Consider the following 15070-nt stretch of genomic DNA (forward strand, 5'->3'; position numbering starts at 1 on the left):
TGCGCGGACGCAGCCTGGCCGAACCTGGACTGAGGGGACGCAACAACCATGGCGCACTCGGCAAGCCTGGACGGAGAACCAGCCGTCTCAGGATTGCACTATTGTCGTCACACGCCTGGGGAGTAAATGGCGCCGCCGCGTTTTCTCAACCTTTGCGAAAGAAGGCGTGGATCCGCTCGGCCAGGGGCTGACTGACGCCGTCGACCTTCATCAGGTCCTCGACCCCGGCCCGAGCCACGCCCTTGGCCGAGCCGAACGCGTGCAGCAGGGCCTTCTTGCGACCGGGACCGACGCCCTCGATCTCGTCGAGCGGGTTCTTCTTCAGGTCCATCGAGCGCCGCGTGCGGTGGGCGCCGATCGCGAAGCGGTGGGCCTCGTCGCGCAGGCGCTGCAGGTAGTAGAGCACCGGCGACTTGGGCTCGAGCATGAACGGGGTCTTGTCGGGCAGGAAGAACCGCTCCAGCCCCGCGTCGCGGTCCGGACCCTTGGCGACGCCGACGATGGCGATGTCGTCGACGCCCAGGTCGGCCATCACCTCCAGCGCCGCGTCCAGCTGGCCCTTGCCGCCGTCGACCAGCACCAGGTCGGGACGGGCGGAGCTGTCGCCCTCCTCCTCTTCCTTGACCAGGCGGGCGAAGCGGCGGCGCAGGACCTCCTTCATCATCCCGTAGTCGTCGCCTGGCGTCAGCTCGGTCGAGCGGATGTTGAACTTGCGGTACTGGCCCTTCATGAAGCCCTCGGGTCCGGCCACGATCATGCCGCCGACGGCGTTGGTGCCCTGGATGTGGCTGTTGTCGTAGACCTCGATCCGCTCGGGCGGGGCCTCCAGGCCAAAGGCCTCGCAGACGCCGGCCAGCAGCTTGGTCTGAGCCGAGCCCTCGGCCATCTTCCGGCCCAGGGCTTCCTTGGCGTTGGTCAGCGCATGGCCGACCAGGTCGGCTTTTTCCCCGCGCCTGGGCGTGGCGATCTCGACCTTGCGGCCGCTCTTCAGGCAGAAGGCCTCGGCCAGCAGGTCGCGGTCGGCCGGCTCCAGGTTGGTCAGGATCAGGCGCGGGATGGGCTTGTCGTCGTAGAACTGGCCCAGGAACGCGGTCAGGATCCGCTGCTCCTCGCTGGCCGTCTCGTCCTCCTCCTCGGCGTTGCCGGTCACGCGCGGGAAGTAGGCTCGGTTGCCCCAGTTCTGGCCGGCCCGGAAGAAGAAGACCTGCACGCAGGCCTGGCCGCCCTCGACGTGCAGGGCCACGACGTCGGCCTCCTCCACGGTCTCGGGATTGATCTGGCTTTCCTGGGCCACGGCGGCCAGGGCGCGGATGCGGTCGCGCAGGCGGGCGGCGCGCTCGAACTCCAGGTCCTCGGCCGCCGCCTCCATCTGCTGGGCGATCAGGGCCATGACCGCGCGGGACTTCCCTCTCAAGAAAGCCTCGGCCTGGTCGACCAGGGCCTGGTAGTCGTCCTTGCCGATCAGCCCGGTGCACGGGGCGGCGCAGCGCTTGATCTGGTGCAGCATGCAGGGGCGCGAGCGGGTCTCGTAGACGCTGTCGCTGCACGAGCGCAGCAGGAAGGCCTTCTGCAGGGTGTTGAGCGTGCGGTTCACCGCCCCGGCGCTGGCGAACGGCCCGAAATAGTCGCCCTTGATGGTGTGGGCGCCGCGATGCTTGCGAAGCTGGGGGGCGTCGTGATCGCGGCGGATCATGATCTCGGGAAAGCTCTTGTCGTCGCGCAGCAGCACGTTGAAGCGCGGCTTCAGCGACTTGATCAGGTTGATCTCGAGCAGCAGGGCGTCGGCTTCGGTGCGGGTGGTCACGAACTCCATCGACCGCGTGGCGTCGACCATGTGGGCGATACGGTTGGTGTGGAAGCGGCCCTGGGCGTACTGCACGACCCGCTTCTTCAGGCTCTTGGCCTTGCCGACGTAGAGGACTTCCTCGTTCTCGCCGATCATCCGATAGACGCCTGGCGCGTCGGGCAGGCGCGAGACCTCGTCCTTGATCAGGGCGGCGCCCTTCAGGGCGTTGGCGGGGGGAGGAGGGGCGGTGTCTTGGTCCACGGTGGACATATAGGCGAGTCTGGCGCGGTCAGCGATCTTCGAGGCTGTGGAAGATGCGCAGGATAATCACGTGCTGGGGCTGCACATCATATTGGAGTACGTAGCCAGCCGAGCCGAAGGGAACGATGAGTTCGCGCAGGCCCTCTGGGATCGCGCGGCCTCGTTCCGGAAATTCGCCTAGGGACCTATAGGCGGCAATGATGACGTGGACCGCCTCGCGCGTGACGTGAGGCGCACGCTCTTCCAGCCATTGCCTGAGGCGGTTCAGGTCGCGTCTCGCCGTCGGCGAGAATTCGACTGTTCTCATTCGCGGACACGAGGGCGAGGCTCCGGCGGAGGAAGTTCGGCGTCGGTTCCCCAGGATCGCATCCACCGCTCGATGTCCTCAAGGGGAATGCCGCCATTGCGCAAAGTCTCGTTCGCCTCGCGCCGAAGCTCCTTCCAATAGGCGTCGTCTTCCTTGCGCGGATCGAGGCCCGTATAGGCGTCGAGGAGTTGCGTGGCGTACTCGTCCAAGCTCTTGCCCAGGTCTTCGGACACAGCCTTCAGCCGCTCGGCAAGCGCCGCATCGATCTTCAGCATGTGATCGCCATCGGCCATGACCAAATGTCCCACCATCCCCGTTTGTCGTCAACGCGGCGGGGCGGTATGACGCCCGCCATGACCCTGCGCCCGCTCTTCGTCACCCACCTCTATGAGGGCAGCCTCGCCGCCGACAAGGGGTTCGAGGCCTTCAACGCCCAGCTGGAGGACGCCTGCCGCGCCATCGCCGCCGAGGATCGGGCGGGCCGCGCCTGGGCCAGGGAGAAGGGCTACAGCGGCTACACCTCCTACGCTTCGCTCGACGACCTGCCCCAGCGCGACAGCCTGTTCGCTGAACTGAAGAAGAAGCTCGACCGGCACGCGGCCGCCTTCGCCAAGGACCTGAACCTGGAACTGGCCGGCGGGCGGCTGGTGATGGACAGCCTGTGGATCAACATCCTCAAGCCCGGCGGCGCCCACAGCGGCCACATCCACCCGCACAGCGTGCTGTCGGGGACGGTCTATGTCGCGACCCCGCCGGGCGCCTCGGCCCTGAAGCTCGAGGATCCGCGCCTGCCGCTGATGATGGCCGCCCCGACCCGCCAGGCTGACGCGCCGGAGGACCGCCAGACCTTCGTCTACGTCCAGCCGCGGCCGGGCACGGTGCTGATGTGGGAAAGCTGGCTGCGCCACGAGGTGCCGGCCAACGCCGCCAAGCAGGAGCGGATCAGCATCAGCTTCAACTACGCCTGGCGCTAGCCGGCGATCAGCGGTGAGCTTGATCCTTGGCGTAGTCGGCCATGACGGCGTCGAACCGCTGCTTGTTCTGATAGGTGGTCCAGCCGTAGCCGACGGCCGCCACGACGGCCAGGCAACCGAGGATGATGACGACCTTCTTCACGACGGCTCCTTCAAGCGAGACCGCTCTACCTTAGCGGTCGCTCGCGGCCTGTCCAGGCCCCGCCAGACCTGGGCCGTGAACCTTGCGGACGGCGGGCGGGTTTAGCTCCCACAGCCAGGAGCCGCCCATGCCCCACGCCCACACGCCCGACCATTCCGGCGCGGCGATCGCCATGCTGAAGGTCCAGCCGTTCGGTGAAAGCAGCCTGATCCTCACCACCCCCGCCACCGACATCAACGGCCGCATCGCCGACCGCCACAGCGCCTATCACGACAATCTCTCGCCGCCCCTGGTCTGGACCCCGGTCCAAGGCGCGGGAGCCTATGCGATCATCGTCGAGGATCCCGACGCGCCTCGGGAACAGCCTTTCGTGCACTGGCTGATCTGGAACATTCCCGGCGAGGCGACCAGCCTACCCGAGGGCCTGCCGAACGAGGCCAGCCTGGGCCTGGTCGGCGGCGCGACCCAGGGCGTCAACGACAACGGCACGGTCGGCTGGTTTGGCCCACGCCCGCCGGTCGGGCACGGCGTGCACCACTATCACTTCCAGATCTTCGCCCTGGTCGAGCGCCTGCCGTTCGACGAGAAGACGCCGCTGGCCGACCTGGTCAACGCGCTGAAGGGCGACGCCCTGGCCTCCGACGACCTGATTGTCACCTACGAGGCGGCGGGGGCGTAGTCGGGTTCGGCGGTCGGTTCGCGGTCCACTGGAGCGGCCGTCAGGTCGCGGGCTCGCCAGTGGCGGTCCAGGCAGAACGCGGCGATCGCCAGCCACAGCAGGCCCAGGAACGCGTGGCCGCGCTGCCAGAAGCCGACGTCGTTGCCGGTGCGGACGTTCCAGACGCCGGTCAGCAGGGCCAGGACCAGCAGCAGGAAGAAGAACCAGCCCAGCGAGAAGCGCGCCAGCCGTCGATGCGCTGGCTTGCCCCACAGGGCCCAGGCGGTGAACAGCGGGGCGAACTGGATGGCCAGTCCCACGCCGCAGGCGCGGTGCATCGGGTCGGGCCAGTGGAACAGGCCGGCGAACAGCGCGCCCAGGCCGGTCATCGCCACCCACAGACCCGCGAAGGCCGAGACCTGGCGGCGGCCCCCGGCGTGTTCCAGGGCCTGGGTGAAGCCGGCCCCGGCCGCGATCCCCGCCAAGCCGGCCAGGATCATGCCGACATTGAAGATCGCCGGATTGGGCGCGGCCGGGCCGCCCAGCTCGCTGATGAACTGCGCGCCGGGCCGGAAGCCGGGGAACATGTGCTGGGCCACCAGGACGTCGGCCACCATGATCGCCGGAACGACCAGGCCGATCCTCAGCAGGTTTCCCACGCTTATCACTCGTCCCGTCTCCGGCTGGTTGGGCCCGTCTAGATCGCGCCGGGCGGGGGCGGGGTCAAGGCTGGATGGCGCGGCTGACGAGGACAGGCGCCTGCGCCTGTCCCCAATCCTGTCCCCGTCGCTCCTACTTCTTCCCGAACAGGGTCCCGAAGAAGTCGCCCTTGTTCCAGGACGGCCGAGCCGGAGCGTCGGCCAGTTCGCGGGCGATCTCGTAGTTGACCAGGGCGAAGCGGGCCCCCGCCTGGTAGTTGATCGGTTGGTTCAGGTCGTCGTTGGGCTTGTGGTAGTGGGTGGCCAGGAAGTCCTTGAAGCCCTTCTCACCGCCGTTCTTGAAGCCGGTCATCAGGAACACCGACGGCACGCCCTGCTCGACGAAGCGATAGTGGTCCGAGCGGGTGAACAGCCCCTCCTCCGGCAGGGGATCGGGCGACAGGCCGATCCCGACGCGGCCGGCGGCCCGAGCCACCGCCGGGCCGATCGACGAGCGGTCGGCGCCGAAGGCCACCACGTCCTGGAAGTCGTACAGCAGGATCGGCATGTCCAGGTTGACGTCGGCGGCGATGCCGGCCTTCGGCACGGTTGGATTGTGGGCGAAATATTCCGATCCGATCAGGCCCTTCTCCTCGGCCGTAACCACCAGCAGCACGATCGAGCGCCTGGGCTTGGTCCGGGCTTCCTTGAAGCCGCGCGCCACCTCCAGCAGGGTGGCCACGCCCGAGGCGTTGTCCAGGGCGCCGTTGTTGATCTTGTCGGCGTCCTTGCCGTGTATGCCCAAGTGGTCGAGGTGGGCCGACAGGATGATCGTCTGGGCCTTCAGCGTCGGGTCCGAGCCCTCGATCAGCCCGACGACGTTGCTGCTCTGGCGCTTCTCGATCTCGGTCTTCAGCTGGACGGTGACGTTGGCGGGCAGGGCGAAGCCCTTGACCGCGCCGTCCGGCGTCTCGGCCGCGGCCAGCACCGCGTCCAGGCTGGTCGGCGCGCCGGCGAACAGCTTGGCGCCGCCCTTCAAGCTGAGGCTGGCCAGGCCCGGCGCCTCGGCGCCGCGTACATAGGCTGTGCCCTGGGCGTCGTTCCAGGTCATCTTCCATTCCTGGTAGTTGCCGACGTTGCGCGCGAAGGGGCGACGCTTTTCGTAGCTGGTGGTCGGTAGGGTCAGCACCCCGACCGCGCCGCGCCGGGCGGCTTCGGCCCGCTTGACGTTGGTGTTGCTGTAGTGGGCGCGGATCTCGGTCTGCAGGCCGCTGGGGGCGCCGCTGAGGACGACGACGATCTTGCCCTTCACGTCCAGCCCTGCATAGTCGTCACGGCCGCGCTCCGGGGCGACGATCCCATAGCCCACGAAGACCAGAGGCGCGGTGATCGACGTCTCGGCCTGGCGAGCCTGGGCCGAGGGCAGGTAGTCCTCGCCGAACACCAGGGCGCCGGACTTGCCGTCCGCGCCGGTGTAGGAGACGCCGCCCTCGTTGGCGGCCCGGTACGCCGTCAGCGGCACCTGCTGCAGGTAGGAGCCGTCGTCGCCCGCCGGCTTGACGTGCATCAGCGCGTATTGCGAGGCTACGTACTGGGCGGCGATGTCGTAGCCGCGCGTGCCGGCTTCACGGCCCTCCAGCAGGTCGTCAGCCAGGAAAGCCATGTGCGCCTTGATGGCGTCGGCCGAGGGCGTGAAGCCGGCGGCTTTGGCGGCGGCGGGCTTGGGCTTGGCGGTCGCGGCGAAGGCGGGCTGGACGGTCAACAGCAGGGCGACGCCGGCGAGGGCGGCGCGACGGGAGAACGGCATCAAGGCAGGCTCCAAATACGGGCGAGGCCCGTGCAAGCCCGAACCTTGGCTAGACCCGCCCGGCTTGTCGAGATTTCGCGACCTGAACGTTTTGTAATCTTCGCGAAAAACGATGCCGAAAGAACGCGTTATCTCAGTCGCGGCCGCGTTTACCGTCTCTGGTCAAGCGCGCTTAAGGGTTCGGGACGAAGCTGGCGAGGACCTCGAAGGAAGACCTCGTGCAGATTCCCGCCAACCGGCCCAGCGCCGGCCTCCAGCGGTCCGCCGCCCCCGCGCAGAGCGCCCCGCCGGTCGACCTTACGCAACTGGCCGTGGCCCAGACCAACGCCAAGATGACGGCCTCCGCCGGCGCGGCCCTGGCCCAGGCGACCGGCGAACTGACCGGGACGCTGGTCAATATCAGCGTCTAGGCGTCCCCCTGGATTCGACGGTTAACCGAATAACTTCACCGTCTTTGCTTAAGGCCGATTAACCGGCGCGCCCGACATTGGCCTGGCAACCAGGGAGATGGGCGTGCAGGTCCTCAACACCGCCGCCGCCGGCATGTTCGCCGCGGCCGACCGACTCAGCGCCAGCGCCCAGCGCACCGCCGCCTGGGGCCTGGAGCAGAGCCAGGCAGAACAGAAGGTCGACCTGGCCCACGAGGCCGTCGAACAGGTCTCGGCCAAGACCGATTTCAAGGCCAACGCCGCCGTCATCAAGACGGCCGACGAGATGACGGGCGCCCTCCTGGACATGAAGGTCTAGGACGGACGTTCGTCCCGTCGGCGCGAGCCGGTCCGGGCTCATCCCGCATTCCCCCCTGCGCGGGTCCGGACCCGCCGCCCTCCGGTCTTACCGGGGGGCGGCCCCTCCCTTTTCGGCGTCAGGCGCGGGTTTCCAGCCGGCGGCCCGCGCCTTGGTTTCGCCGGCCGCGTCCAGCGGCGCTCCGGCGATCATCGCGTCGACCGCGGCCAGGATGGCCGCCGGCGTCTCCGAGCCGGCCATGCGATAGTCTCCGGCCGGACCGGGGCCGGCTGGGCTGACGGCCCGCACGCGCCAGGCGTCCGGATCCCGACAGGCCACGCCGGCGATCGGCGAGCGGCCGGACGCCTGGAACGTCCGGCAATAGACGCCCGACGCCGTCTTGAACGACAGCTTGACCTGCACGGGGCCGGCGGCCTGGCCCGCGCTCTGGCTGTTCAGGGCCTGGGCCAAGGGGCCCGCGGCGATCGGGGCGGGGTCGTCGCCCCCGTTCAGGGTGACGGGCGGAGGCGCGGCCATGCGGCCGATCACCAGGCCGGCGACGAGGCAGGCGGCCAGGCCGATCCAGGCGGGAACGCCCCGCGCCGCCGCGCCAGGCGGCTTGGGAAGTTTGGGCTCGCGCGGCCTGGCCTTCTCCTTGGCCTTGCCCTTGGCTCCAGGGAAGGCGATCACCTCGGCCGGCCTGGAGGCGGGCGGCGGCTTGGCGGCGATCGCCGCGCTCAGGGCCTGGGGCGGCGTCTCGCGCATGACCCCGGCGTGGGCGCCCGACAGCAGCCGGCGCAGCGCGCGCTGGGTCTCGACGCGCAGGGCCAGTTGCGGGTCGGTGGCCATGGCCGCCTCGATCCGCGCCATGTCCTCGGGGGGCAGCTCGCCGTCGACAAAGGCGAAGACCTCTTCGTCCGGAACGGTCATGGCTGGGCTCCTTGGTCGATCAACGCAGTCTGCAATGTGGCCCGGCCCCGGGCCAGACGGCTGGTCAGGGTGCCGATCGGCACCTCCAGGCTGTCGGCGGCCTCCTGGTAGGACAGTCCCTCGATCAGCACCAGGGCGACCGCGACGCGCTGGTCTTCGGGCAGGGCGTCCAGGGCGCGCTCCACCGCCGAGGCCCCCAGCCGCGCCTCCAGAGAGGGCGCGCTGGGGTCGGCCGCCGCGGCGCCCGCCTCGGGCGGGGCCAGGACGCGGCCATGGCGCTGGCGGGCGCGGGCTTCATCGATCCAGGCGTTGCGCATGATCCGAAACATCCAGCTGTCCAATCGCGTACCGGGACGCCACTGGTCGCGGCGCAGCAGGGCGCGCTCGACGGTCAGTTGCGTCAGGTCGTCGGCGTCCGCCGGCTCCCAGGCCAGGACCCGCGCCATCCGGCGCAAGCGCGGCAGCAGGGTCAGCATCTCCGTCTGGAAGGAATCCAAGGTTCGCCTTCGTCCTATGGAAGAAACGTATCGCCGGGGACGTTTAATCCCTGAGCCTAAACTTATTTCATGCGGGCCGCGATGCGGCCATTGTGACGTTTCGTTCGCCGAGGAAGCCTCTAACCGCCATGCGCCTTCGTGACGCCCTGATCCCGATCCTGGCCGGCCTGGCGACACTGGGCGGCGCGCCCGCCGACGCCCAACTGCTGCCTTCGCCGTCGTCCGTGGTCGGCCGGACCGGGCTGCCGCTGCCGCAACTGCCGCTGGCCGACCGCCTGACGCGCGACGTCGACGCCCTGGCTGATCGCCTGACGCCGGACGCCCTGGCCGCGGCGCGCCTGGACCGGCTGGCTGACCTGGTCCGGGCCCATCCCCGAGCGCTGGAGCTGGACGACCAGGGGCAACCGGTGGTGCGCGGCGAGGTGCTGGCCGTCTCGCCGACGCCCGAGGCCCTGGCGAAGATCACGGCGGCCGGCTTCGCCGTGGCCCGCCAGGCGCGGTCCGACGAGCTGGGCCTGTCCCTGGTGACCCTGACGCCGCCCAAGGGCCTGAGCGCCCGGGCGGCGGTCAAGCGGCTGCGTGAGCTGGATCCCAGCGGCGACTACGACTTCAATCACGTCTATGCCGACGCCGGACTGGGCGCGGCCCTGACGACCTCGGCCGCCGGCCCGGTCGCCGCCCAAGGCGGCGGAGGACGCGCGGGCCTGCTGGATGGCGGCGTCGCGGCCGACCAGCCGGTGTTCACCCGCGTCCAGCTGGAGCAGCGCGGCTTCGCGGACGGCGGGGCGCGGCCCAGCGCCCACGGCACGGCCACCGCCTCGCTGCTCGCCGCCACGGGCGTCGATCGGATCCTGGTCGCCGACGTCTACGGCAAGGGACCCGCCGGAGGCTCGGCCTCCGCGATCGTCGGCGCCCTGACCTGGATGGCCCAGGCCCGGGTTCCGGTGGTCAATATCAGCCTGGTGGGGCCGCCGAACGGCGCGCTGGGAGCGGCGGTCAAGGCGCTGCTGGCCCGGGGCTGCCTGATCGTGGCGGCGGTGGGCAATGACGGTCCGGCCGCGCCGGCGCTCTACCCGGCCTCCTATCCGGGGGTGATCGCCGTGACCGGCGTCGACCGCCGGCGCCGGCTGCTGCCCGAGGCCGGCCGCGCGGCTCATATCGACTTCGCGGCCTATGGGGCCGAGGTCAAGGTCGCCGCGCCCGGAGGACGTCCGGCCAGCGTGCGGGGCACCTCCTATGCCGCGCCCGTGGTGGCCGGCCGGCTGGCGGGCTTGCTCGCCGTTCCCGACCCGGCGGCGGCCCAGCGGGCGGTGGCGCGCCTCGCCGCCCAGGCCGTGGACCTGGGCGCGCCGGGCCCCGACGACCTCTATGGCCACGGCCTGGTCGAGGCCCGCCAGCCCTAGACCCTTCCGGGGAGGGTTCAGGCCAGGCCGTCGACCCACGCAGGCAGTTCCGAAATCGATCCCAGCTCCGCATACCGGGCGTGGTCCTTCGGCGCGGCGGCCGCCTCGTGCGCCCAGACCAGCGGGTAGGGGATCAGGGCCGCCCAGGCGCCCGCGTCCAGGGCGGGGATGATGTCGGACTTGACCGAATTGCCGGCCATCACCGCTTGCTGCGGTCCCGAGCCATGGCGGGCGAACACCCGGCGATAGGTGTCGGCGTCCTTCTCCGACACGATCTCGACCGCGGCGAACAGATCGCCCAGGCCCGAGCCGGCAAGCTTCTGCTCCTGGTGCAGCAGGTCGCCCTTGGTGATCAGCACCAGGCGGTAGCGCTGGGACAGCTGCGCCAGGGCCTTCTCCACGCCGGGCAGGGGCTCGACCGGCTCGGTCAGCATCTCGCGCCCGGCCGCCAGGATCTGGCGGATCACGCCGATGCTGACCTGGCTGTCGGTCAGGTCCATCGCCGTCTCGATCATCGACAGGGTGAAGCCCTTGGCCCCGTAGCCATAGAGCCGCAGGTTACGCTTCTCGGTCTCGGCCAGCCTGGCGTCGATCTGCGCTTCGTCGCCATAGGGGGCCAGCAGCTCGACGAACCGCTTGTGGGTCAGGCGAAAGAGGGTCTCGTTGTGCCAAAGGGTGTCGTCGGCGTCGATGCCGACGGTCGTGACGGGCATGGAAAGCTCTCCGGATCTCGCCCGGTGATACGCCGCGTCGCCGCCTCAGGCCAAGACGCGGCGTGCGGTCAGCCTTCCTCGCCGGCGCCTTCGAACTCGTCGCCGCCGTCGACGCGGAACGTCCGCTCCTCCAGCTTGAGGCGTTCTTGCTCGAACCGATTGGTCAGGTGGAGCATCTGCTCGGTCAGATTCGCGGACACGGCCGAGGCCGGTTCTTCGAAACGATTGTCATAGGAATTGGACATGAAAAGCCACAGGCACAATTAGGGCGCCCCCGCCCATGCTCAGCCAAACGATGTCGGCTACCCGACGTTCCCAAGGCCAAGATAGGTTTTTTGAATCGGGCTCGGATCTAGAAACTCTGTGCCACAAAGATCACGGCGCTGATCGGGGCCGCGGCGGCCAAGAGCACGCGCAGGCCAGCATCGACCAAGCCGAACCAATCCGTGGCGACGGGGGCGATGCGGGCGACCGGCGGGTTCATGCGACCAACTCCTTTGAAGCTCGACCATGAGCCTCAAGGGGTTAACGCGTCGATCGCGCGAACGGACGCAGCCCCGCGACAAGTTGTTCCAGCTGTGGCGCCGAAGCCGCGCCTTGAAGAGCCGTCACGCCCACGCAGGCGGCGGTCGCCTTTCCTGGGGCGGCGGGCGCACGGGGGCGCAGGCCGGGTGGGCCTTGTAGACGCGCTTCAGCGAAGCTGGGAAGCGATGCAGGGCCGCGCTGGGCCGGATCGGCCGAGCCGACAGGTCGCCGCCGCAGTTGGGACAGACCCCGGAGAATCGCGTTTCCACACAATCGGCGCAGAAGGTGCATTCGAAGGTGCAGATCCGCGCGTCCGGGCTGTCGGGCGGCAGGTCGCGATCGCAGCACTCGCAATTGGGGCGCAGTTCGAGCATGGGCCGTCCTCCCGATGTTCTTATGCTGATTGTGGCGCTTAACCCTTCCAGCATAGGGGCTTTGGGGCTCCCCGCGCGAGGGGGCTTGTTGGGTGATCACGGGAATGTGGGGCCACGCTTCGACTCCCGCGATCGAAGGGGTTGACCCCCCTGCCATACCCCCCTAGACACGCCGCCGTTTGCGCGGCGGGCAGGGGTTACTCCTGGCCCGCCTTTTTGCGACAATGACCGGCCTGTTCTGGCCCTGCGTTTAGGAGGCGCTTCCGAGATGTCCCAAGACCTTCTCCCCGGCGTCACCGGTGTCCTGGCCCTGGCCGACGGCACGATCCTGCAGGGCGTCGGCTGCGGCGCGGTCGGCGACGCGGTCGGCGAGGTCTGCTTCAACACCGCCATGACCGGCTACCAGGAGATCCTGACCGACCCCTCCTACATGGCCCAGATCGTCGCCTTCACCTTCCCGCACGTCGGCAATGTGGGGACCAATCTGGAGGATCTGGAGCAGATGAGCGGCGGGGCCGAGACGGCCGCCCGCGGCGTCCTGTTCCGCGAGGTCCCGACCGATGCGGCCAACTGGCGCGCCAACAGCGACTTCGACGCCTGGATGCAGCGCCGCGGCGTCATCGGCCTGGCGGGCGTCGACACCCGCGCCCTGACCCGCAAGATCCGCGAGACCGGCATGCCGCACGGTGTGATCGCCCACTCGCCGACCGGTGAGTTCGACCTCGACGCCCTGGTCGCCAAGGCCAAGGCCTGGGCCGGGCTGGAAGGGCTGGACCTGGCCAAGGACGCCTCGACCACCCAGACCTTCACCTGGGACGAGGGCCTGTGGTCGTGGCCGGAGGGCTACGCCAAGCTGGACCAGCCCAAGTACGAGGTCGTGGTCCTCGACTACGGCGTCAAGCGCAACATCCTGCGCGCCCTGGCTCATGTCGGGGCCCGCGCCACGGTGGTGCCGGCCGACACCAAGGCCGAGGACATCCTGGCCCGCAATCCCGACGGCGTGCTGCTGTCCAACGGTCCGGGCGACCCCGCCGCGACCGGCGCCTACGCGGTGCCTGAAATCCAGAAGCTGGTCGCCAGCGGCAAGCCGGTGTTCGGCATCTGCTTGGGACACCAGATGCTGGCCCTGGCCGTCGGCGCCAAGACGGTGAAGATGGAACAGGGGCACCACGGGGCCAACCACCCCGTAAAGGACCTGACGACCGGCAAGGTCGAGATCGTGTCGATGAACCATGGCTTCACCGTCGACAGCGCCTCGCTGCCCAAGGCCGTGACCGAGACCCACGTCTCGCTGTTCGACGGCACCAACGCCGGCATCGCTCTGGCCGACAAGCCGGTGTTCAGCGTCCAGCACCACCCCGAAGCCTCGCCGGGTCCGACCGACAGCCTGTACCTGTTCGAGCGCTTCGCGGGGCTGATGGACGCGGCGAAGTAGAAGGTCCTCCCCCTGTGGGGGAGGTGTCGGCGCAGCCGACGGTGGGGGGAGTATTCGGCCGCTTGCCGGATCCCTGGGCGACGATCCTATCCCTCCCCCCCAACGATCGCTGCGCGATCGCCTCCCCCATAGGGGGAGGAACTTAGGTCCCGAACTGGGTGAACGGGACCTTGTTGAACAGCTCGCGTTCCGCCCCTCGCGGGTCATCTTCCATCCGGGTCGTGTTGTCGAACACCAGCGTCTGCCGTTTCGGCAGGGTGTAGGGCTCCCACTTCGGGATCGACGGGTTGTTGGGATCGCCAGTCTGGGCGAAGGCGACGAAGGTGTCGGCCAGGCGCTCGTGCATGGCCACGGCGTCGGGGCCCGAGCCGGTGATCACCCCGGGCGCGTCGAAATTGCCGAACACCAGCTGCATGTCCAGGGTGTGGGGCGCGCCCCAGACGCCGCCGTCCTTGGGCGCGCGCCAGTCCAGCTGGTAGGCCCAGGCGGGGGCGCCGGCCTTGGCCCGCTCCTCGTCCTGAATGATCGCCGCCTTCCACGAGCGGCCGGCGGTTCCGGCGGCGAAATAGACGTCGGCCGGGGTGTAGTGCGGATAGATCTTGCGATAGGCCGCCACCACCGTGGCCGGGTCGATGTCGATCCGGGCGTTGAACTGGGCCGGCAGCTTCTCGACCACCTGCTCCCAGGTCAGGGTCATCAGGCTCTTGTCGTAGCCGACGAAGCCGCGCGTCTCGTCGTGGGTGTTGCCGCACATCATCGGCACGTCCAGGCTCTGGGGTGCGGCGTCGGGGAAGAACGGGTGGCGGGTCAGCGACCGCTCGTCCAGCACCGGGCCCATATAGACCCCGCCGCTGCCGGCGATCGGATCGACGGCCCTGAGCCCGGCCAGGAACTGGTCGGCGGGCAGGGCGCGCAGGGCGGCCAAGTCCTTGATCCCCAGCTTGTCGACGAAGCCCTTGGCCCGCTTGGTGGCGTTGAACGGGCCGGCGGCGGTGACCTGCTGGCCGCTCATGGTGGCGGCGCGGTGGAACAGGCCCTTGGCGGCCGGCATGGCCATCAGGGTGGCGATCTTGGCGCCGCCTCCGGACTGGCCAAACAGCATGACCTTGCCTGGATCGCCGCCGAACGCGGCGATGTTGTCGCGCACCCATTGCAGGGCCAGGACCAGGTCCAGTTGGCCGGCGTTGCCGCTGTCGGCGACGCTCGGATGGTCGAACAGGCGGGCCAGATAGAGATAGCCGAAGGCGTTCAGGCGGTGGTTGACGGTGACCACCACCACGTCGCCGCGCTTGGCCAGCTTGGTCCCGTCGTACCAGGGGCTGGCGCCCGAGCCGGTGTTGTAGGCGCCGCCGTGGATATAGACCATCACCGGGCGTTTCTGGCCGTCGGCCAAGCCGCTCTTGCCCGCCTTGGCGGGGGTCCAGATGTTGAGGAACAGGCAGTCCTCGCTCAGCGCCTCGCCGTCCTCGCCCTTGCCCTGCGGACAGGCCGCGCCATAGGCCAGGGCGTCGACCACGCCGGTCCAGGGCTTGGGCGGCTGGGGAGGCATGAAGCGCAATGGTCCCGTGTCGGCCCCGTAGCGCACGCCCTTGAACACCTGGACGCCGTCTCCGGCCGCGCCGCGCACCTTGCCGTAGGTGGTGGCGACCACGGGACCGGGTCTGGCGGCGGCCAGGGCTGGTCCCGAGGCCAAGGCGAGGACCGCGCCGGCGATCAGGCCGCGGCGATCCAGGTGAAGGTGATCCATGGGTTTCCTCCGGCGCGGTTGGACTCGCGCTCGGCGGATTGGCTACCACGGATCATGACACCGGTGACATCCACTTTTTGCCGGCGGTAGGACCCTGTACGCAGGCCAGCAGGTTCACATCGGGGAACGAAAGCTGATAGCCCGTCT

The 15070-nt window shown here is 69.5% G+C and carries 19 protein-coding genes; 6 read left to right on the forward strand and 13 right to left on the reverse strand.

Annotated elements, in window-relative coordinates:
* Positions 1–145 precede the first annotated feature (145 nt).
* The 3 genes from uvrC to ASD47_RS16385 are packed head-to-tail and all read right to left on the reverse strand — an operon-like array spanning position 146 to position 2647.
* A complete protein-coding gene (uvrC, locus tag ASD47_RS16375) occupies positions 146–2056 on the reverse strand; it encodes an excinuclease ABC subunit UvrC (RefSeq protein WP_056758850.1) in 1911 nt (636 codons plus the stop codon).
* Between the two features lie 19 nt (positions 2057–2075).
* Positions 2076–2354 carry a type II toxin-antitoxin system RelE/ParE family toxin gene (locus tag ASD47_RS16380; protein WP_056758852.1) on the reverse strand — a complete coding sequence of 93 codons (279 nt, stop codon included), beginning with the start codon at positions 2352–2354 and terminating at the stop codon, positions 2076–2078.
* Positions 2351–2647 carry an antitoxin gene (locus tag ASD47_RS16385; RefSeq protein WP_230983829.1) on the reverse strand — a complete coding sequence of 99 codons (297 nt, stop codon included), beginning with the start codon at positions 2645–2647 and terminating at the stop codon, positions 2351–2353. The genes ASD47_RS16380 and ASD47_RS16385 overlap by 4 nt, the downstream gene beginning before the upstream one ends.
* A 60-nt stretch (positions 2648–2707) precedes the next feature.
* Between ASD47_RS16385 and ASD47_RS16390 the strand changes: the two genes are divergently transcribed.
* Complete coding sequence (locus tag ASD47_RS16390; RefSeq protein WP_056759071.1) at positions 2708–3328, forward strand: TIGR02466 family protein; 621 nt, start codon at positions 2708–2710, stop codon at positions 3326–3328.
* A 7-nt stretch (positions 3329–3335) separates the two neighbouring features.
* Here the strand turns inward: ASD47_RS16390 and ASD47_RS27970 are convergent, their stop codons facing one another.
* Positions 3336–3470, reverse strand: a complete 135-nt coding sequence (locus ASD47_RS27970) for a YdgA family protein (protein ID WP_162251661.1) — start codon at positions 3468–3470, stop codon at positions 3336–3338.
* 127 nt (positions 3471–3597) lie between these two features.
* On the opposite strand from ASD47_RS27970, the gene ASD47_RS16395 reads away from it, so the two are divergent.
* On the forward strand, positions 3598–4149 hold the full coding sequence (locus tag ASD47_RS16395) for a YbhB/YbcL family Raf kinase inhibitor-like protein (protein WP_056758854.1): 552 nt from the start codon (positions 3598–3600) through the stop codon (positions 4147–4149).
* On the opposite strand, the gene ASD47_RS16400 is transcribed toward ASD47_RS16395, so the two are convergent.
* Both ASD47_RS16400 and ASD47_RS16405 read right to left on the reverse strand, forming a co-directional pair.
* Complete coding sequence (locus ASD47_RS16400) at positions 4128–4796, reverse strand: DUF998 domain-containing protein (RefSeq protein ID WP_056758856.1); 669 nt, start codon at positions 4794–4796, stop codon at positions 4128–4130. The two genes, ASD47_RS16395 and ASD47_RS16400, sit on opposite strands and share 22 nt — an antisense overlap.
* Positions 4797–4920: 124 nt before the next feature.
* The gene (locus tag ASD47_RS16405; protein ID WP_056758859.1) at positions 4921–6573 is read right to left on the reverse strand and encodes a M20/M25/M40 family metallo-hydrolase; all 1653 of its coding nucleotides are present in this window, start codon (positions 6571–6573) and stop codon (positions 4921–4923) included.
* A gap of 218 nt (positions 6574–6791) precedes the next feature.
* Here ASD47_RS16405 and ASD47_RS16410 point away from each other — a divergent pair, with 218 nt between their 5' ends.
* Positions 6792–6983, forward strand: a complete 192-nt coding sequence (locus ASD47_RS16410; RefSeq protein ID WP_056758862.1) for a hypothetical protein — start codon at positions 6792–6794, stop codon at positions 6981–6983.
* A gap of 97 nt (positions 6984–7080) precedes the next feature.
* Entirely contained in the window at positions 7081–7320 is a 240-nt protein-coding gene (locus ASD47_RS16415) for a flagellar basal body rod C-terminal domain-containing protein (protein ID WP_056758864.1), read from the forward strand.
* An 87-nt stretch (positions 7321–7407) separates the two neighbouring features.
* Here ASD47_RS16415 and ASD47_RS16420 read toward each other — a convergent pair whose 3' ends face one another.
* Positions 7408–8229, reverse strand: coding sequence for an anti-sigma factor (locus tag ASD47_RS16420; RefSeq protein ID WP_056758867.1), 822 nt, complete (start codon positions 8227–8229; stop codon positions 7408–7410).
* Entirely contained in the window at positions 8226–8726 is a 501-nt protein-coding gene (locus ASD47_RS16425; RefSeq protein WP_188916207.1) for a sigma-70 family RNA polymerase sigma factor, read from the reverse strand. The genes ASD47_RS16420 and ASD47_RS16425 overlap by 4 nt, the downstream gene beginning before the upstream one ends.
* A gap of 128 nt (positions 8727–8854) precedes the next feature.
* Here ASD47_RS16425 and ASD47_RS16430 point away from each other — a divergent pair, with 128 nt between their 5' ends.
* Positions 8855–10129, forward strand: a complete 1275-nt coding sequence (locus tag ASD47_RS16430; RefSeq protein ID WP_082564647.1) for a S8 family serine peptidase — start codon at positions 8855–8857, stop codon at positions 10127–10129.
* Positions 10130–10146: 17 nt separating this feature from the next.
* Here the strand turns inward: ASD47_RS16430 and ASD47_RS16435 are convergent, their stop codons facing one another.
* From ASD47_RS16435 to ASD47_RS16445, 4 genes are all read right to left on the reverse strand, one after another.
* Entirely contained in the window at positions 10147–10842 is a 696-nt protein-coding gene (locus ASD47_RS16435; protein ID WP_056758870.1) for an HAD family hydrolase, read from the reverse strand.
* Positions 10843–10910: 68 nt separating this feature from the next.
* Positions 10911–11087 (reverse strand): hypothetical protein, encoded by a 177-nt coding sequence (locus ASD47_RS16440; protein ID WP_156402273.1) that lies wholly within the window; start codon positions 11085–11087, stop codon positions 10911–10913.
* 107 nt (positions 11088–11194) lie between these two features.
* Positions 11195–11326 carry a hypothetical protein gene (locus tag ASD47_RS27975; RefSeq protein WP_255355526.1) on the reverse strand — a complete coding sequence of 44 codons (132 nt, stop codon included), beginning with the start codon at positions 11324–11326 and terminating at the stop codon, positions 11195–11197.
* 124 nt (positions 11327–11450) lie between these two features.
* Positions 11451–11741 (reverse strand): DUF1272 domain-containing protein, encoded by a 291-nt coding sequence (locus tag ASD47_RS16445; RefSeq protein ID WP_056758877.1) that lies wholly within the window; start codon positions 11739–11741, stop codon positions 11451–11453.
* Positions 11742–12009: 268 nt separating this feature from the next.
* Here ASD47_RS16445 and carA point away from each other — a divergent pair, with 268 nt between their 5' ends.
* Complete coding sequence (gene carA, locus ASD47_RS16450) at positions 12010–13176, forward strand: glutamine-hydrolyzing carbamoyl-phosphate synthase small subunit (RefSeq protein ID WP_056758880.1); 1167 nt, start codon at positions 12010–12012, stop codon at positions 13174–13176.
* A 142-nt stretch (positions 13177–13318) separates the two neighbouring features.
* On the opposite strand, the gene ASD47_RS16455 is transcribed toward carA, so the two are convergent.
* On the reverse strand, positions 13319–14923 hold the full coding sequence (locus tag ASD47_RS16455) for a carboxylesterase/lipase family protein (RefSeq protein WP_056758883.1): 1605 nt from the start codon (positions 14921–14923) through the stop codon (positions 13319–13321).
* Positions 14924–15070 lie beyond the last annotated feature (147 nt).

The organism is Caulobacter sp. Root1472 (genome assembly GCF_001426985.1).
GTDB classification, from domain to species: Bacteria; Pseudomonadota; Alphaproteobacteria; order Caulobacterales; family Caulobacteraceae; genus Caulobacter; species Caulobacter rhizosphaerae.